Origin of the sequence: Burkholderia sp. MSMB1588 (assembly GCF_001546925.1) — a bacterium.
In the GTDB taxonomy this organism is placed as follows: Bacteria; Pseudomonadota; Gammaproteobacteria; order Burkholderiales; family Burkholderiaceae; genus Burkholderia; species Burkholderia humptydooensis.
The window spans coordinates 327133-345741 of the sequence record NZ_CM003770.1 but is presented as its reverse complement, the minus strand read 5'-3'; the positions used below and the strand labels follow the sequence as shown (position 1 = coordinate 345741).

The following is an 18609-nucleotide window of genomic DNA, read 5'->3' as shown; positions in this document are numbered from 1 at the left end:
GACTTTGATGGCCTACGATCAATCGAACATTTTTGCGAAGATCCTGCGTGGCGAGGTGCCGTGCATCCGTTTGTGCGAAACGGACACGACGCTCGCGTTCATGGATATCATGCCGCAATCGAAGGGGCACGCGCTCGTCGTGCCGAAAGAGGCGGCGCAGACGTTCTACGAGCTGTCCGAGGCGGCCGCGGCCGAGGCGATGAAGATGACGAAGCGTGTCGCGCTCGCGCTGCGCAGCGCGCTCGAGCCGGAAGGGCTCTTCATCGGCCAGTTCAACGGCGCGGCGGCGGGCCAGACGGTGCCGCACGTGCATTTCCACGTGATTCCGCGCTGGGCCGACGAGCCGCTCAAGATGCACGCGCGCGAAATGGCCGATGCGGCCGAGCTGGAGGCGCTCGCCGTGAGGATTCGCACGGCGCTGTAAGCGCGACGGAGGCGACATCGCGCGCCGCGTCATGCGTCAAAGCTGATCGTCGATCGGCAGCAGCAGGCAAAATCCCGCGAGCAGGTTCCGATAGAAGCCCGCGTTCGGATCGACGCTGTACGTGCGCACGCGGCCGTCGGCGACTTCGGTCCACACGAGCGGCCAGGCGGGCGCGTACGCGCCCGCCGCCTGCACCGCGCCGGGCGCGTGCGGCGCATCGGGTGCGAGCGTCACGCGGTAGCTGATCGTCGGCTTCGTCACTTCGTCGAACAGATTCGCGACTTCGTTCGCGAGTTGCGGACTGTGGATCACGAGCGCGAGCTCCGTGTTCAGGTGCGCGGAACGCGGGTCGAGATTCATCGAGCCGATCACGAGAATCTTCCGGTCGATCACGTACGCCTTCGCATGCAGGCTCGCGCGCGAGCGCGAACCCAGCATGCCGATGCGCGATCGGCCCTGATCCGGCTTGTATTCGTACAGCTCGACGCCGTGTTTCAGCATCGCTGCGCGATACGGCGCGTAGCCCGCCTGCACGGCGACCGCGTCCGTCGCGGCGAGCGAATTCGTCAGGATCGCGACGCGCACGCCGCGCGCGGTCAGCCGGCCGAGGGCCTTCACGCCCGCGTCGTGCGGAACGAAATACGGCGACAGCACGAGGAATTCGCGCTGCGCGTCGCGCGTCAGTTCGAAGAGCCGCTGCATCGGCGGGCTCTTGTAGCTGTCGTCGGGCGCGGCGATCTTGTCGGGCGAATCGGCCGTGAATTCCGCGCTCGCCCAGACGAGGCCGAGCTCGTTGCGCGCGATCTGCGCGGCGAGCGGCGTCGCGTTCAGCGGCTTCGCGTTGAACGGCGTCGCATTCGCGCGCCAGTGCGCGCGCAGCGCGTCGCGCGCCGCATCCAGATCCTTCGCGTCGTAGCGCCGTTGATTCAGCGCCGGCAGCGGATACGTGAGCGCGCTCGACCAGTATGCGTCGAAGCTCGTGGAAACGTCGCGCGTGACGGGGCCGGCCGCGAGCACGTCGAGGTCGCGGAACTGCAGCGTCGGGCTCGCGTTGAAATACTCGTCGCCGAGATTGCGCCCGCCGACGATCGCGATCTGGTTGTCCGCGATCATCGCCTTGTTGTGCATCCGGCGCGTGAAATTGTCGATCCGCGTGAAGACGTTCGCGGTGCGCGCGAACATCCCGAGGCGCGCGGCGCCGAACGGGTTGAACACGCGGACTTCGAGGTTCGCGTGCGCGTCGAGCGCGGCCATCAGCCTGTCGACGTCCTTGAAGTTCAGATCGTCGACGAGCATCCGCACGCGCACGCCGCGGTCGGCTGCGTACAGCGCGGCGCCGAGCAGCAGCTTGCCCGTCGTGTCCTCGGCGGCGATGTAGTACTGGATATCGAGCGTCTTCGCCGCCGCGCGCGCGACCGCGATCCGCATCTGCAGCGCCTCGTCGCCGCGCGGCAGCACGACGAAGCCCGATTCGCCCGGATGCACGCGCGCCTGCGCGGCGAGCGCGTCGGCGAGCGGGGTCGGCGCATCGGGCGGCAGCGCGCGAGAGACCGTGCGGTCGAGCGCGGTGGCGGGCGGGTGCGTCGCGCAGCCGGCGAGCCCGAGCGCCGCGCACACGGCGAGCGCGCGCGCGGCGGCCGTCACGATGCGCAGCGGACGGCGCGGCGCAAGGCGGCGGCGGGCGGGGCGATCCGGCACGTTGGGGACTCCTTCGGGCATCTGTCGGAACGAAACGTCGAATCGACGGCGCGGCAGGCCGGTGCACCGCGCGAAGGCATTCTAAGTGGCGCCGACGACGCGGGTCAACCGAGCCGCGCGCCGGCCGGTGTACCATCTGACGAGTCCATTTCTCCCGCTCGCGAAGCCCGTCATGACTCATCCGGCATCCGCCCTGTCCGTCGAAATCAGGCGGCTCTTCGCCGCGCACGCGGCCGACTACCGCGCGATCCGTCTCGCCGCGCTGCGCGACGCGCCGGAGGCGTTCGGCTCGACCTACGACGCGGAGGCCGAGCGTTCCCTCGCCGCGTTCGCGCAGCGGCTCGACAGCTCGATCGTGTTCGGCGCGTACGTGGACGGCGCGATCGCCGGCATGGCCGGCTTCAAGCGGCTGGACGGCGCGAAGGAGCGCCACAAGGGCTTCCTGTGGGGCGTGTACGTCGCGCCCGCCGCGCGGCGGCTCGGCGTCGGCGCGGCGCTGCTCGACGCGGCGCTCGCGGCCGCGGCGCAGACGGTCGAGCAGGTGACGCTTGCCGTCATCGACGGCAACGGCGCGGCGCGCGCGTTCTACGAGCGGCACGGCTTCGTCGCGTACGGCGTCGAGCCGCGCGCGCTCAAGGGCGCGAACGGCTACGCGGACGAGCTGCTGATGGTGAGGTTCCTGCCGTCCGCGCCGCCGCGCGGCTGACGTGCGGAATCGATACGGCCGGATCGCGATGCTCGACGATAAGGAACGGGAACTCCGGAACAGCAAGCGGCGCGCGCTCGCGCTGCTGCTCGCCGCGGCCGGCGTGTTCGCGGCGACGCTGTTCGCGCCGCGCGGTTTCTGGATCGACGGCGTCAAGGCGGTCGCGGAGGCGTCGATGGTGGGCGCGCTCGCCGACTGGTTCGCGGTCGTCGCGCTGTTTCGCCGCGTGCCGATTCCGTTCGTGTCGCGGCATACGGAGATCATTCCGCAGAACAAGGAAAAAATCGCCGACAATCTCGCCGCATTCGTGCACGAGAAGTTTCTCGATCCGGCGTCGATCGTCGCGCTGATCAAGCGGCACGATCCGGCCGCCCGGCTCGCGCAGTGGCTCGCGACGCCGCGCAACGCGGACGTGCTCGGCGGCTACGCGGCGCGCCTCATCGCGTTCGGGCTCGACATGACCGACGACGTGCGCATCCAGTCGTTCATGAAGGACGCGTTCCATGCGGTGCTCGACCGGATCGACCTGTCGCAATCGGCGGGCGCGATCCTCGACACGCTGACGAAGGACGGCCGCCACCAGGCGCTCCTCGACGACGGAATCGCGCAGATCGTCGGATTCCTTCGCGATCCCGACAATCGCGCGTCGATCGCGACGTACATCGTCGACTGGCTCAAATACCAGTTCCCGAAGATGGAGAAGCTGCTGCCGACGAACTGGCTCGGCGAGCACGGCGCGGAGCTGATCTCGAACGTCGTCACGCGGGTGCTCACGCAGATCGCCGAGGACCCGGAGCACCGGCTGCGGCGCAGCTTCGACGACGCGGCCGCGCGCCTCGTCGCGCGGCTGAAGGGCGACCCGGCGTTCATCGGAAAGGGCGAGGAGATCAAGCGCTATCTGCGCGACGGCGACGCGTTCAACCGCTACATGAAGGACCTGTGGGACCAGTTGCGCGCGTGGCTGAGGGCCGACCTCGCGCGCGACGATTCGGTCGTCCACCAGCGCGCGACGGCGCTCGGCGGCTGGCTCGGCGAGCGCCTCGCGCAGAGCCCGCAACTGCGCGATTCGATGAACGAGCACGTCGAGCGCGCGGCGAGCGAGATGGCGCCCGAGTTCGCCGAATTCCTGACGCGGCACATCAGCGACACCGTGAAGAACTGGGACGCGCGCGAGATGTCGCGGCAGATCGAGTTGAACATCGGCAAGGACCTGCAGTACATCCGGATCAACGGCACGCTGGTCGGCGGGCTGATCGGGCTCGGGCTCTACGCGGTGTCGAGCATCGCGCGGTGGGTGGGCGCGCTGCCCTACTGAGGCGCTCGCGCGTCGGCACATCGCCGCGCGCAAACATCGGCGCCCTGAACGGATTTGACATTCGCGCGCTCGACGCGGGATGCATGCTCATGCTGTAATCGCGCGACCGGGCCGACCGTTCGTTCGGGTTCGGCCGTTCAATCCCAGCGTGAAAGGCGCGTCATGTCCCCGGTCTCGGCATTCAAGCTCGTTTTGCTGTCCTTTCTCGCGATCGTCGCGCTCGAGCTGCTCGCGAAGCGGCTCAAGCTGCCGCCCGCGGCCGCGCTGCTCGTCGGCGGCGCGGGCATCGCGTTCCTGCCTGGGCTGCCGCCCGTCAATCTCGATCCCGATCTCGTGCTGATCGTGTTCCTGCCTCCGCTGCTGATGGACGGCGCGTACTTCTCGGTGTGGGAGGAATTCAAGCGCAACGTCGGCGGCATCATGATGCTCGCGATCGGCGCGGTCGCCTTCACGACGCTCGCCGTTGGCGTTGCCGTGCATCTCGTCGCGCCGGGGCTGCCGTGGGCCGCGTGCTTCGCGCTCGGCGCGATCGTGTCGCCGCCCGACGCGGTCGCCGCGAAGGCCGTGCTCGAGCGCGTCGCGCTGCCGCGCCGGCTGATGGTGTTGCTCGAAGGCGAGAGCCTCCTGAACGACGCCGCAGGGCTCGTGCTGTTTCGCTTCGCGGTCGCCGCCGCGCTGACGGGCGCGTTCAGCGCGGGCGACGCCGTCGTGCGCTTCGCGGAGCTCGGCGTCGGCGGCGTCGCGGTCGGCGGCGTCGTCGGCTGGCTGATCGTGCGGCTCCTGAAGCTCATCGAAGACGACTATCTGGTGATCACGGTGGCCGTTCTCGCCGCATGGATCAGCTATATCGCGGGCGAGATGTTCGAGGTGTCCGGCGTGATCGCGACCGTGACGACCGGGATGATGCTCGGCTGGCATCAGCACGAGGTGTTCTCGGCGTCGGTGCGCAATCGCGGCACCGCGTTCTGGCAGGTGATCGTGTTCCTGCTCGAGGCGCTCGTGTTCGTGCTGATCGGGCTGTCGCTGCGCGGCGTGATCGAGCGGCTCGGCGGGCTCGGCGAGGTGTTCGCGACGATGACGCCCGCGGTGGTCGCGGTGCTCGTCGCCGTCGTCGCGTCGCGTTTCGTCTGGGTGTTCGCTGTCGAGCTGCTGAAGGCGCCCGTCGCGCGTGTGCGCGGGCGCGGCTTGCGCGGCGACTGGAAGGCGGCGGCCGTGATGAGCTGGGCCGGGATGCGCGGCGTCGTGACGCTCGCGATCGCGCTGTCGCTGCCGGACGCGATGCCGGGCCGCGACCTGATCCTCGTCGCCGCGTTCGCGGTGATTCTCGTCACCGTGCTGCTGCAGGGCACGACGATCGGGCCGCTGATCCGGCTGCTGAAGCTGCGCGATCCGGGACGAGCCGCGCATCATCTGACGGAGCCGCAGACATGGGCGCGCGTCGAGGCCGCGCAACTCGCGGCGATCCAGCCGCTCGTGCGCGACGCCGACGGCAACGTGATCCACCCGCGGCTGCTCGAGCAATATACGTACCGCGCGAACATGACCGCGCGCCATCAGAACGAGTCCGCGTTTGCGCAGAGCGAGCGTGAAGCGCACTATGACGTCGTGCTCGCGGCGATCGCGGCCGGCCGCGCGGAGCTGCTGCGGCTGCATCGCGGCGGGCAGATTCACGACGAGATGCTGTATCTGCTCGAACGCGATCTCGATCTGCAGGAGATTGCGGCCGAGCATGCGAAGGGGTAGCGGCGCGCGCCTGGCGCGTCTGTCATCGTTTCGTAAACCGTGCGGCCCGAAGCGACTTTTTCGTCGATCACCTACAATCGGAAAGCGCCCCCGCCACTGGCGCGCCGTCGAGCGCGCGCCGGCTGAATTGGGCTGAAGCGGGCCGCGCCGCGCATCGCCGCGGCTGTTTCGCATGGCTTGCTGTTGCTTTTGTCTGTCGAAGGAAAGGGTCGCGCGCGCCGTAGGCCGGCGCGCGCGTCGCTCAACGCCGCGCGGACCGTAGGCCGGATGCGCGGCACCAACCGAGAGTCCCCATGAAAGCATCCGATCTGTTCGTGAAGGCGCTGGAGGCGGAAGGCGTCCAGTATGTGTTCGGCATTCCCGGCGAGGAAAACCTCGATCTGCTCGAATCGCTACGGCGATCCCGGATCAAGCTCGTGTTGACCCGGCATGAGCAGGCGGCGGGCTTCATGGCGGCCACCTACGGGCGGCTGACCGGCAAGACGGGCGTATGCCTCGCGACGCTCGGGCCCGGCGCGACGAACTTCGTCACCGCGGCCGCGTATGCGCAACTGGGCGGCATGCCGATGCTGATGATCACCGGGCAAAAGCCGATCAAGTCGAGCAAGCAGGGGCACTTCCAGATCGTCGACGTCGTCGGGATGATGCAGCCGCTCACGAAGCTCACGCGGCAGATCGTGTCGATCGGCAACATTCCGTCGGCGGTGCGCGAGGCGTTCCGGCGCGCGGAGGAAGAGCGCCCGGGCGCGACGCATCTCGAATTGCCCGAGGACATCGCGCATGAGGAGGGCGACGGCGAGCCGATTCCGGCGAGCTACAGCCGCCGCCCGATCGCCGAGGAGAAGGCGCTCGCGCGCGCGATCGACGCGATCCAGGCGGCGCGCCATCCGCTCCTGATGATCGGCGCGGGCGGCAATCGCAAGACCACCTGCAAGATGCTCAAGGAGTTCGTCGACACGACGGGCATTCCGTTCTTCACGACGCAGATGGGCAAGGGCGTGATCGACGAGACGCATCCGCTGTGGCTCGGCAACGCGACGCTGTCGGACGGCGATTTCGTTCACCGTGCGATCGAGCACGCTGACTGCATCATCAACGTCGGCCACGACGTGATCGAGAAGCCGCCGTTCTTCATGCGCGCCGACGACAAGACCGTGATCCACGTGAATTTCCTCGGCGCGCAGGTCGATCCCGTCTACTTCCCGCAGATCGAGGTCGTCGGCGACATCGCGAACGCGGTGTGGCAGATGAAGGAGAAGCTCACGCGGCAGCCGCACTGGGATTTCTCGCGCTTCATGCTGATCAAGGAGCACTTCGAGGCGCACCTGAAGAAGGGGCAGGACGATCCGCGCTTTCCGATGTATCCGGTGCGCATCGTCAACGATCTGTACCGGTCGCTGCCGGAAGATGGCATCGTGTGTCTCGACAACGGCATGTACAAGATCTGGTTCGCACGCTACTGGCGCGCGCACGAGCCGAACTCGCTGCTGCTCGACAACGCGCTCGCGTCGATGGGCGCGGGGCTGCCGTCGGCGATCGCGACGAAGATCGTGCATCCGCGGCGCAAGGTGATCGCCGTGTGCGGCGACGGCGGCTTCATGATGAATTCTCAGGAGCTCGAAACGGCGGTGCGGCTCAAGCTCGATCTCGTCGTGATGATCCTGCGCGACGACGCGTTCGGCATGATCCGCTGGAAGCAGGAGAACATGAACTTCCCCGATTACGCGATGACGCTCGCGAACCCGGATTTCGTCGCGTATGCGCAGAGCTACGGCGCGCACGGGCACCGGATCGCGTCGGCCGACGATCTCGAGCCTCTCGTGCGCGAGTGCTTCGCGTCGCCGGGCGTGCATCTGATCGACGTGCCGATCGACTACTCGGACAACGAGCGCGTGCTCAATCGCGAAATCAAGCGCCTGTCGGCGCAACTGTGACGCAGCAGGCGGACCGCGGATCAACCGGACATCAACCGGACGGAGTCATTCGACATGCTGAAGGAAACCTATCCGTATTACCTCGCAAACGAGGCGGTATACGCGAACACCGATCTCGACGTCACCGACAAGTACAGCGGCACGGTCGCGACGCGCGTCGCGCTTGCCGATGCGAAGGCGATCGACGCCGCGATCGCGGCGGCCGTCGACGCGCAGAAGCCGTTGCGCGCGCTGCCCGCGTTCAAGCGGCAGGCGATCCTCGAACACTGCGTCGCGCGCTTTCGCGAACGCTTCGACGAGCTCGCCGAGGCGCTGTGCATCGAAGCGGGCAAGCCGATCAACGATTCGAAGGGCGAAGTGACGCGCCTCATCGATACGTTCCGCGTCGCGGCCGAGGAATCGGTGCGCATCGAGGGCGGCCTCGTCAATCTCGAAATCTCGCCGCGCGCCCAGGGCTACAGCGGCTATTACAAGCGCGTGCCGATCGGCCCGTGCTCGTTCATCTCGCCGTTCAATTTCCCGCTGAACCTCGCCGCGCACAAGGTTGCGCCCGCGCTCGCCGCCGGCTGCCCGTTCGTGCTGAAGCCCGCGAGCCGCACGCCGATCGGCGCGCTGATCATCGGCGAGGTGCTCGCGGAAACCGATTTGCCGAAGGGCGCGTTCTCGATCCTGCCCGCGCACCGCGACGGCGCCGATCTCTTCACGACCGACGAGCGCTTCAAGCTGCTGTCGTTCACGGGCTCGCCCGCCGTCGGCTGGGCGCTGAAGGAGAAGGCGGGCAAGAAGAAGGTCGTGCTCGAGCTGGGCGGCAACGCGGCGGCGATCGTCGACGCCGACCAGCGCGAACGGCTCGACTACGTCGTCGATCGTCTCGCGTTCGGCGCGTACTACCAATCCGGGCAGAGTTGCATCGGCGTGCAGCGGATCATCGCGCACGCGGATGTTTATGATGCGCTGCGCGAGAGGCTGATCGCGAAGACGCGCTCGCTGAGGATGGGGGATCCGAAGGACCCGGCCACATTCGTCGGCCCGATGATCTCCGAATCCGAGGCGCGGCGGCTCGCGGGCTGGATGGACGCGGCGGTGGCGGCGGGCGCGAAGATCGTCGCGGGCGGCAAGGTCGACGGCGCGATGTTCGAGGCGACGCTGCTCGAAGAGGTGTGCCGCGATCAGGATCTGTATCGGAAGGAGGCGTTCGGCCCGGTCGCGCTGCTCGAGCGGTACTCCGATTTCGACGACGCGCTCGCGCGCGTGAACGACAGCGACTTCGGCCTGCAGGCGGGCGTGTTCACCGATTCGCTGTCGCATGCGCAGCGCGCATGGGACGAACTCGAAGTGGGCGGCGTCGTGATCAACGACGTGCCGTCATTCCGCGTCGACAACATGCCATACGGCGGCGTGAAGGACTCGGGGCTCGGCCGCGAAGGAATCCGCTACGCGATCGAGGACATGACCGAGCTGCGCTTGATGGTCGTGCGCCGACGCTGAACGCGGCGGGGCGGTTCGGCGCCGCGTTCGCCCGCGTCTGCGCGGCCTCGCCGCGAGATGTCCGCGGGATTCGTCGGACTTGTTCTTTCGCCATCCGAATCGGACGCGGCGACCGGAGCGGCTGGCACGGGCGGGCGATCGCAGCCAGGCTGCCGCGATCGCGACGATCCGCCATGCCCTCGTCACCATGTCGCCCGCCACTCGCTGAGGAAGGTCGCGACCATGCCCATCATCAGCGCCGAATAATGCGTACCGCTGACGATCAGTCCGCCGAATCGCGTCGATCCGGCGCACGGAATCCACGTCGAATGTGGCCATTTTCGAGATAGTTTTGCCAACGCGGTAACTCGGTTTCAAGAGGATGCCGTGAATAATTGGATAAGAAAGTGCTGCGCTCGTTTTAAACGAAAATTGCGGGAATATTGAGATAAGGAATCAGCGGCCTCGATCGCCGATATCTCGAAAAAACGGATAGTGACGCGTGATGCGCGGAACGTTCGCGATGGCGCCGGGGCTCGCCTGCGACGCGCGCGGCTGCACAACGTTCGGCATGCTATCGCCCACCGACCAGACGGTCAAACCGACGTCCCGCGCATCCGGGCGCCGTGGTTTCGCATGTTCGCGCACACGGCCGGGCGCGACGGCGGCGCGCGTCGCGCGCATGCCGCAAACGCCTGTCCGGCAAGCGTCGCGGACCGTTTCCCGCCCGCCGGCGCACATTCGACGCATGTTCGGCGATCCGCATCGGCGAAAACGTTTGCGCTTCCGCATCTTCCAGTGTTGCAGGCGCAATTGATAAATCAGACTGTGGCTGGCAGATAACACACTGCACGGATGCAATTGCGTGCCGGGCGTATCCGGCGCATTGTGGCTACCGAATCAACCGGATCGTTCCGATACGCGTTTTTACCTGATCGACCGAAGATTCGATCGTAAAAGGAAGTGAAATGCGCTGCGATTATCGCGCGAGATCGGCGAGCCGACTTAATTTCATTTAATATCGGTGCTTTATATCCGTTTTGAGAAAGAATGAGGGCCCGTTTCATTGCCATCCTGCGAGGAACGGCGGGCTCGCGCTCACGCGGTCGCATGCCTCACCATGCCGGGCAAGCGAGCGACGAACGGGGCTGGCGGAACAGGCGACAAGGCAACGATTGTGTAGTGCTAAGACATGATGAACAAAACGAGCAGGGATAATGCTCCGGATTCGCTCGAATCGGGGATCTCGGTGCTGCTGGTCGACGACCAGGCGTTCGTCGGCGAAGTGATTCGCCGCTCGCTCGTCCCGGAGAGCGACATCGTGCTGCACACATGCACCGACGCGCAGCGCGCGCTCGCGATGGCGAAGGAAATGAAGCCGACCGTGATCCTGCAGGATCTCGTGATGCCCGACATCGACGGCCTCGACCTCGTGCGCGCGTGGCGCGCCGACGCGCAGACGGCCCGCGTGCCGATCATCGTGCTGTCGGCGAAGGAGGAGCCCGTCGTCAAGCGCGCGGCGTTCGTCGCCGGCGCGAACGACTATCTCGTCAAGCTGCCCGACACGATCGAGCTGATCGCGCGCATCCGCTACCACTCGAATTCGTATCTGATGCTGCGGCAGCGCGACGAGGTGCTCGACTTCCTGTCGCACGACATGCGCACGCCGCAGACGTCGATCCTCGCGCTCCTCGACGTCTATCGCAACGAGCACGGCGCGATGCCGCCGATCCTCGAGCGGATCGAGATGCATGCGCGCCGCGCGCTCGCGCTCGCCGACGGCTTCATTCATCTGACGCGCGCGCAATCGGAGAAACGGCCGAGCGAGACCGTGAGCCTGAACGAGGTCGTGCTCGACGCCGTCGACCAACTCTGGGAGAAGGCGGGCAGCGTCGGTAGCCGCGTGCGCGCGGACGTGCCGCCGACAGAGTGCCTGTGCATCGGCGACCGGATGATGCTCACGCGCGCGGTCGCGAACCTCGTCGATAATGCGCTGAAGTACGGCCCCGCGGGCTCCGAGGTGCGCTGCACGCTCGTCGAGGACGGCGACGGCTGGCTGATCGGCGTCGAGGACGAAGGCGCGGGCATCGCGCCCGAGCAGCGCGCGGCCGCGACCGAATCGTTCGTGCGGCTCGTGCCGGCGGGCGGCGCGCAGCGCGGCGGCTTCGGGCTCGGTCTCGCGTTCGTGCGCGCGACGGCCGCGAAGCATCGCGGGCAGATCCTGATGCGCTATACGCCGCGCGGCTTTCTCGCGGGACTTCGGATTCCGAAGGATGTGAGCGCCGTGTGACGCGTGGCGCGCAATGCGCGCAGCGTTCGCGCGCGGGCACATCTCGTTTGCGGTGGTTCAAGTTACACTCGCGAGGCCCGGGTTGCGCGTCGCGCCGGGATCGATGCGATTCGCCCGGCGCGCCGCGCGCCGCTTCATTCACCTGATTTCCGCCAGCCGGATAGAACGACATGCCCACTGTGACGCCTCGCGCCAGCAACGAGACACTCCGCAAACCCGCCGCCGGCAGCCGGCTCACGTTGGGCAACCGGATCCTGTTCAGCTTCGGCGTGCTGTTCGTGCTGATGCTGTTCATGGCGGCGCTGTCCTACCAGCGCCTGCGCGCGATCAACGACGAGGCGGTCAGCATCGAGCGCGATTCGCTGCCGGGCGTCTATCTCGCGTCGTCGCTGCGCGCGGCGGCGAACGAGTCGTACATCACGCTGCAGCGCGCGGTGTTCGTCGACGCCGATGCCGACGCGACCCGGCGCGATCTCGCGAAGGTGCCGGGCTTGCTCGAAGAGTTCGACAAGCTGTCGTCCGCGTATCAGGCGTCGACGTTTCGCGGCGACGACCAGGAGCGCTTCAACACGTTCCGCGCGGCGTATGACCGCTACCTGCCGCTGTTGAACGACACCGTGCAGAAAGCGCATGGCGCGAAGCCCGACGCGCTCGCCGCGTACGCGAAGATGACGCCCGCGTGGGAAGAGGTGATTCGTCATGCGAACATTCTCGTGCAGGAGAACCGGCGCTTCGCCGATCAGTCGGCGACGCTGATCCGCGAATCGGTGCACGGCACCGAGATCACGCTCGCGGTGGCGCTCGGCGTCGTGCTCGTGACCGCGCTTGCGCTCGGCTATCTGCTGCATCGCGCGGTGACGGTGCCGATGGCACGGCTCATCGACGTGCACGACGTGATGCGCACCGGCAACCTGACGCAGCGCCTGAACCTCGGCCGCAGCGACGAATTCGGCACGCTCGAGAGCGGCTTCAACCGGATGGCCGACGAGCTGACCGCGCTCGTCGCGCAGGCGCAGCAGTCGTCGCTGCAGGTGACGACGTCGGTCGCCGAGATCGCGGCGACCTCGCGCGAGCAGCAGGCGACCGCGAACGAAACCGCGGCGACGACGACCGAGATCGGCGCGACGTCGCGCGAGATCTTCGCGACGTCGCGCGATCTGCTGCGTACGATGAACGAAGTGTCGGGGGTGGCCGAGCAGTCGGCGACGCTCGCGGGCGTCGGCCAGAGCGGCCTCACGCGGATGGGCGAGACGATGCGCAGCGTGATGGACGCGGCGGGCTCGGTGAACGCGAAGCTCGCGATCCTCAACGAGAAGGCGATCAACATCAATCAGGTTGTCGCGACGATCACGAAGGTCGCCGACCAGACGAACCTGCTGTCGCTGAACGCGGCGATCGAGGCGGAGAAGGCGGGCGAATACGGGCGCGGCTTCGCGGTCGTCGCGACCGAGATCCGCCGCCTCGCCGATCAGACGGCCGTTGCGACGTACGACATCGAGCAGACGGTGAAGGAGATCCAGTCGGCGGTGTCGGCGGGCGTGATGGGAATGGACAAGTTCTCGGAGGAGGTGCGCCGCGGGATGCGCGATGTTCAGCAAGTGGGCGGGCAGTTGTCGCAGATCATCGCCGAAGTGCAGACGCTCGCGCCGCGCTTCCAGATGGTCAACGAAGGGATGCAGACGCAGGCGAGCGGCGCCGAGCAGATCACGCAGGCGCTCGCGCAACTGTCCGAGGCCGCGCAGCAGACAGCGGAATCGCTGCGGCAGTCGTCGCAGGCGATCGACGACCTGACGCTCGTCGCGAACCAGTTGCGCACCGGTGTGTCGCGCTTCAAGGTCGACGCATGATGCGCGCGTGACGGGAAAGGCGGAGCCGACATGCTGTTCCTGCTGTTCCACCTCGACGGCGAGCGCTACGCGCTCGATGCGGCGGAGATCGCCGAAGTGCTGCCGCTCGCCGCGACGAAGACGATTCCCGGCGCGCCCGCATGGGCGGCCGGGATCCTGATGCATCGCGGCGAGCCGGTGCCGGTGATCGACGTGCCGCGGCTCGCGCTCGGGCGCCCCGCGCAGCCGCTGCGCTCGACGCGGCTCGTGCTCGTGCGCTACCGGCCGCCCGCGTCCGCCGAGCCGGCGTTCGCGCCGCCGCGCGCGCGCCTGCTCGGGCTCATCGTCGAACGCGCGACGCAGACTGCGCGGATTGCACGCGACTCGTTCCGCGACAGCGGATTCGCGACGCCGCACGCGCGCTGGCTCGGACCGATCGCGAGCGATGCTGACGGCGTCGTGCAGTGGGTCGCGGTCCAGCATATCGTCGACGGCGACGCGCGCGCGTTGCTGTTCGACTACGCAGCGTCGCTCGATGCGCACGGCGCGCCGGCGGGAGGCGGGCAATGAACGTCTTCGATCCGCGTTTTCATGCGTGGCTCTCGCGCGAGACCGGCATCGATCCCGCGTCGCTCGGCAACGATTTCGTCGCGCGCGCGCTCGGCGAGCGGATCGCCGCGACGCAGCCCGGCGCGGGCGACGGCGCGGCCGCGCAGGCGGGCCACCCGCAGCAGCCGATCACCGACGAGGCGCTCGACGCGTACTGGCGGCGCCTGAACGCATCGACCGACGAGCGGCGCGCGCTGATCGAATTGTTCGTCGTGCCTGAGACCTGGTTCTTCCGCGAGTGCGAGGCGTTCGGCGCGCTCGCGCGGCTCGGCGCGCAGCGTCTCTTCGCGCAGCCCGCGCGCGTGCTGCGAATCCTGAGCGCGCCGTGCTCGACGGGCGAGGAGCCGTATTCGGCGGCGATGGCGCTGCTCGACGCGGGCATCGATGCGGCGCGCTTCGAGATCGACGCGCTCGACATCAGCGCGCGCGCGATCGCGCACGCGGAGCGCGCGCGCTACGGCCGCAACTCGTTTCGCGGCCACGCGCTCGGCTTTCGCGACCGGCATTTCAAGGCGGCGGCCGACGGCTGGGTGCTCGACGAGCGGGTGCGCGCGTGCGTGCGGTTCCGGCAGGCGAATCTGCTCGATCTGCCCGGCTGCGCGGGCGAGCCGTACGACTTCGTGTTCTGCCGCAACGTGCTGATCTATTTCGATCGGGGCGCGCAGGATCGCGTCGTGCGGATCGTCGAAGAGCGGCTCGACGAGCGCGGCATCCTGTTCGTCGGGCCGGCCGAGACGGGCGTCGTGATGCGGCAGGGGCTTGCGTCCGCGCAGATTCCGCTCGCGTTCGCGTTTCGCAAGCCGGCTGCCGATGCGTCGACGCGGCCCGGCGCGAGCGGCGTCGGCGCGCAAGGGGCGGGCGGCGCGCGGCGCGGCGCGGCGGCGACGGGAAGTGCAGGCATCGCGGGAAGTGCAGGCGCTGCGGGCGGCGATCGCACGCCGACGCTCGGCGGCACGCTGCGCGCGATCGCGCAGGAATGGCTCTTCGATGCCGGCTGGCCGACGCCCGAGCCGATCGCGCGCGCGATCGACGGTGGGCCGCCCGCGTTCGAATCGTTCGCCGCGCGTCCGGCATTCGATACGCTGCCCGACGCGTCGGCCGATGCCGGCCGGCTCGCATCGGCGGCGGCCACGCGCAATGCCGGCGCGGCGCCGCGCGCGACCGACGCTTCGCATGCGGGCGCGCTCGCCGAAGCGCCGCTCGACGCCGCCCGCCGCCTCGCCGACGCCGGCGCGCTCGACGCCGCGCAGCAGGCGGTGCACGCGTCGATCGAGCAGTCCGGCCCGAGCGCCGGAGCGTTCTACCTGCTCGGCCTGATCGCCGACGCGCGAGGCCGCGGCGACGAAGCGACGGACTGCTATCGGAAGGCGCTGTACCTCGATCCGTCGCATTACGAAGCGCTGACTCATCTGGCGACGCTGCTCGACATCGCGGGCGATCGGGACAGCGCACAATGGCTGATGCAACGGGCCCGACGCGCGGCCCAGTACGAATCGGCCGCGTCCGTGACCGACACGGACGACGGCGAACCGAGAGGAACCCATGGAACGCGACGTCGTTGAGCGACCGAAGATCGCATTCGACATCGATGCCTGCTGGAATCGCATCGGCACGCGCGGCGACCGCTCGTGCGAGCGGCTCGATACCTGTCGACGCTGCCTGAACTGCCCGGTGTACGAGCGGCACGCGGCGCTGCTGCTCGACCGGCCGCTGACCGACGCGGATCTCGCCGAGGCGGCGCGTCTTGCCGCCGAGCGCGCGCCGCGCTCGAACGCGGCGCCGGCGGCGCGCGACGGCGAAGCCGAGTCCGTTCATTCGGCGCTCGCGTTTCGCGTCGCCGACGAATGGCTCGCGCTGCCGATTCGCGCACTGCGCGAGATCACCGATACGCGCTCGATCCATCCGCTGCCGCATCGGCGCAACCGCGCGGTGCTCGGCATCGTCAACGTGCGCGGGATGCTGCGCGTCGCGGTGTCGCTCGCCGAGCTGCTGAGCCTCGATGCGCGCGCCGATCGCGCCGCGTCGCGCACGAGCTTCACGCGGATGCTCGTCGTCGCGCATCGCGGCGATCCGGTCGTGTTTCCGGTCGACGCAGTCGAAGGCGTGCTGCGCTTCACGCCCGCCGACTGGATGCCGGTGCCGGCCACCGTCGCGCGCGCGGGCGCCGTGCATTCGCGCGGCGTGTTCGCGTGGCGCGGCAAGACGATCGGCCTGCTCGACGAGGACCGCCTGTTCGATTCGCTGACGCGGAGCCTGCGATGAGCGCCGACGACGATCTCGGCCGCGCGTCGCTGCTCGAACTGTTCCGCGAGGAGACGCACACGCAGACGCAGGCGCTGTCCGAGCGGCTGCTCGCGCTCGATCGCGGCGCGCAGGACGCGGCGACGCTCGAGGCGTGCATGCGCGCCGCGCATTCGCTCAAGGGCGCGGCGCGGATCGTCGGCGTGCCGCAGGGCGTCGACATCGCGGGGCGGATGGAGGATTGCTTCGTCGCCGCGCAGCACGGCCGGCAGCCGCTGACGCCGTGCCACGTCGACGCGCTGCTGACGGGCGTCGATCTGCTCGTGCGCGTCGGCGATCCGCAGACGGCGGCGTCGGTCGCGCCGCACGAGATCGACGCGTTCGCGGCGGCGCTCGCGGCGGCGGAGGCGGGGGCGAGCGCGGACGCGGACGCGGACGCCGGCGACGCACGCGACGTGCGTGATGCGCGTGATGCGCGGCAAACTGGCGATGCGCACGATGCGCACGATGCGACGGCGGCCGACATGCTGCGCGACGCGTCCGCCCCGCCGCGCGACGCCCTGCCCCACGACGCCCCCCGGCCGTCCTCCCGCGCGCAGGACGCGGACCGAGCGTCGAGCCAGGTGCGCCGCGTGCGCGCCGACACGCTGAACCGGTTGTTGAGCCTGTCCGGCGAGTCGCTCGTCGAGTCGCGCTGGCTGAAGCCGTTCGCCGAATCGATGCTGCGCGTGAAGCGCGCGCAGCGCGATGCGGCGCGCTCGCTCGATTCGGCCTTCGAAGTGCTCGCCGACGATGCGGACCCGCGCGTGCGCGCCGCGCTCAACGAGGTGCGGCAGATGTTCACCGACTTGCAGCGCACGTTCGCGGCGCGGCTCGACGAGCTCGACCGATTCGAGCGCCGCAGCTCGCACATCGCCGAGCAGTTGTACGACGAGGCGCTGCAATGCCGGATGCGTCCGTTCGGCGACGCGACGCGCGCGTACCCGCGCGTCGTGCGCGATCTCGCACGCTCGCTCGGCAAACGTGTGCGCTTCTCGATCGTCGGCGAGGCGACGCAGGTCGACCGCGACATCCTCGACATGCTCGACGCGCCGCTCGGCCACCTGCTGCGCAACGCGATCGACCACGGCGTCGAGCCGCCCGATGCGCGGCTCGCGCGCGGCAAGCCGGCTGAAGCGACCATCACGCTCGAGGCGCGGCACAGCGCCGGGTCGCTCCTCGTCAGCGTGAGCGACGACGGCCCCGGCGCCGATCTGGCCGCGGTGCGCGCGGCGATCGTCCGCCACAACCTGACCGACGAGGACACGGCCGCGCGCCTGTCCGACCCGGAGCTGCTCGAATTCCTGCTGCTGCCGGGCTTCTCGATGCGCGAGCAGGTGACCGACGTGTCGGGCCGCGGCGTCGGCCTCGACGCGGTGCAGGAGATGGTGAAATCGGTGCGCGGCGCGGTGCGGATCTTCAACGAGCCGGGCCTCGGCATGCGCTTCGTGCTGCAGTTGCCGCTCACGCTGTCGGTGATCCGCAGCCTGATCGTCGACGTCGGCGGCGAGCCGTACGCGTTCCCGCTCGTGCAGGTGCGCCGCACGCTCGAGCTCGACCGCGCGGACCTCGACGTGCTCGAGGGCCAGCCGCATTTTCCGCTCGACGATCGCCGCGTCGGCCTCGTCACCGCGCATCAGTTGTTCGATGCGGGCGAGCTCGACGAGAGCCGGCCGACGACGGCCGTCGTCGTCGTCGGAGGCGAGCCGGAGACTTACGGCGTCGCGGTCGACCGTTTCCTCGGCGAGCGGATGCTCGTCGTGCAGCCGTTAGACGGACGCCTCAACAAAATTCAGAACATTGCGGCGGGCGCTTTGCTGGAAAATGGCGATCCGGTGCTGATCGTCGACGTCGAGGATCTGATCCGCTCGATCGACAAGCTGATTCGCGGCGGCCAGCTCGCGACGGTGCGCCGCGGCGATCAGGATGCGCTCGCGCGGCGCGCGAAGCGCGTGCTCGTCGTCGACGATTCGCTGACCGTGCGCGAGCTCGAGCGCAAGCTGCTCGAGAAGCGCGGCTACGACGTGACGATCGCGATCGACGGCATGGACGGCTGGAACGCGATTCGCGGCGACAGCTTCGATCTCGTCGTCACCGACATCGACATGCCGCGGATGGACGGCATCGAGCTCGTCACGCTGATCAAGGGCGATCCGCTGCTCAAAGCGGTGCCGGTGATGATCGTGTCGTACAAGGATCGCGACGAGGACCGGCGGCGCGGGCTCGAAGCGGGCGCCGACTATTACCTGGCGAAGGGCGGCTTCCACGACGAGGCGTTGCTCGATGCCGTGCAAGACCTGATTGGGGACGCGTAAGA

General features: G+C 68.8%; 14 protein-coding genes and 1 pseudogene. 13 read left to right on the top strand and 2 right to left on the bottom strand.

The features are described 5' to 3' along the window. The first annotated feature begins 7 nt into the window (after positions 1 to 7). The gene (locus WS92_RS01365; protein WP_006028007.1) at positions 8 to 424 is read left to right on the top strand and encodes an HIT family protein; all 417 of its coding nucleotides are present in this window, start codon (positions 8 to 10) and stop codon (positions 422 to 424) included. 36 nt (positions 425 to 460) lie between these two features. On the opposite strand, the gene WS92_RS01360 is transcribed toward WS92_RS01365, so the two are convergent. Further along, positions 461 to 2122: a phospholipase D family protein gene (locus WS92_RS01360; protein ID WP_059929012.1), complete on the bottom strand. Its 1662-nt coding sequence runs from the start codon at positions 2120 to 2122 to the stop codon at positions 461 to 463. Between WS92_RS01360 and WS92_RS36225 the strand changes: the two are divergent. From WS92_RS36225 to WS92_RS01335, 6 genes and pseudogenes are all read left to right on the top strand, one after another. Further along, positions 2084 to 2207: pseudogene (locus WS92_RS36225) on the top strand (ubiquinol oxidase subunit II); the annotation flags it as partial. The gene WS92_RS01360 and the pseudogene WS92_RS36225 overlap by 39 nt on opposite strands. 87 nt (positions 2208 to 2294) lie before the next feature. After that, a complete protein-coding gene (locus WS92_RS35500; RefSeq protein WP_059929015.1) occupies positions 2295 to 2828 on the top strand; it encodes a GNAT family N-acetyltransferase in 534 nt (177 codons plus the stop codon). Positions 2829 to 2856: 28 nt separating this feature from the next. Next, positions 2857 to 4143 (top strand): DUF445 domain-containing protein, encoded by a 1287-nt coding sequence (locus tag WS92_RS01350; RefSeq protein WP_059928987.1) that lies wholly within the window; start codon positions 2857 to 2859, stop codon positions 4141 to 4143. 162 nt (positions 4144 to 4305) lie between these two features. Beyond that, a complete protein-coding gene (locus tag WS92_RS01345; protein WP_059928984.1) occupies positions 4306 to 5886 on the top strand; it encodes a Na+/H+ antiporter in 1581 nt (526 codons plus the stop codon). A 293-nt stretch (positions 5887 to 6179) separates the two neighbouring features. Continuing rightward, positions 6180 to 7820 (top strand): acetolactate synthase large subunit, encoded by a 1641-nt coding sequence (locus WS92_RS01340; protein ID WP_059928981.1) that lies wholly within the window; start codon positions 6180 to 6182, stop codon positions 7818 to 7820. A gap of 54 nt (positions 7821 to 7874) precedes the next feature. Next, positions 7875 to 9308 carry an aldehyde dehydrogenase family protein gene (locus tag WS92_RS01335; protein ID WP_059928979.1) on the top strand — a complete coding sequence of 478 codons (1434 nt, stop codon included), beginning with the start codon at positions 7875 to 7877 and terminating at the stop codon, positions 9306 to 9308. A 435-nt stretch (positions 9309 to 9743) separates the two neighbouring features. Here the strand turns inward: WS92_RS01335 and WS92_RS36220 are convergent, their stop codons facing one another. Next, positions 9744 to 9971 (bottom strand): hypothetical protein, encoded by a 228-nt coding sequence (locus WS92_RS36220; RefSeq protein ID WP_156442972.1) that lies wholly within the window; start codon positions 9969 to 9971, stop codon positions 9744 to 9746. Positions 9972 to 10479: 508 nt separating this feature from the next. Between WS92_RS36220 and WS92_RS01325 the strand changes: the two genes are divergently transcribed. The 6 genes from WS92_RS01325 to WS92_RS01300 all read left to right on the top strand — a co-directional run bounded on the left by WS92_RS01325 (position 10480) and on the right by WS92_RS01300 (position 18607). Further along, the gene (locus WS92_RS01325) at positions 10480 to 11577 is read left to right on the top strand and encodes a hybrid sensor histidine kinase/response regulator (protein ID WP_015603468.1); all 1098 of its coding nucleotides are present in this window, start codon (positions 10480 to 10482) and stop codon (positions 11575 to 11577) included. Between the two features lie 170 nt (positions 11578 to 11747). Further along, positions 11748 to 13424, top strand: a complete 1677-nt coding sequence (locus tag WS92_RS01320; RefSeq protein ID WP_009915775.1) for a methyl-accepting chemotaxis protein — start codon at positions 11748 to 11750, stop codon at positions 13422 to 13424. Between the two features lie 30 nt (positions 13425 to 13454). After that, complete coding sequence (locus tag WS92_RS01315) at positions 13455 to 13973, top strand: chemotaxis protein CheW (RefSeq protein ID WP_059928975.1); 519 nt, start codon at positions 13455 to 13457, stop codon at positions 13971 to 13973. After that, positions 13970 to 15574, top strand: coding sequence for a CheR family methyltransferase (locus WS92_RS01310; protein ID WP_059928972.1), 1605 nt, complete (start codon positions 13970 to 13972; stop codon positions 15572 to 15574). Before WS92_RS01315 ends, WS92_RS01310 begins: the two co-directional genes overlap by 4 nt. Continuing rightward, on the top strand, positions 15555 to 16274 hold the full coding sequence (locus tag WS92_RS01305) for a chemotaxis protein CheW (protein WP_015603133.1): 720 nt from the start codon (positions 15555 to 15557) through the stop codon (positions 16272 to 16274). Before WS92_RS01310 ends, WS92_RS01305 begins: the two co-directional genes overlap by 20 nt. After that, positions 16271 to 18607, top strand: coding sequence for a hybrid sensor histidine kinase/response regulator (locus tag WS92_RS01300; protein WP_059928970.1), 2337 nt, complete (start codon positions 16271 to 16273; stop codon positions 18605 to 18607). Before WS92_RS01305 ends, WS92_RS01300 begins: the two co-directional genes overlap by 4 nt. The last annotated feature ends 2 nt before the right edge of the window (positions 18608 to 18609 follow it).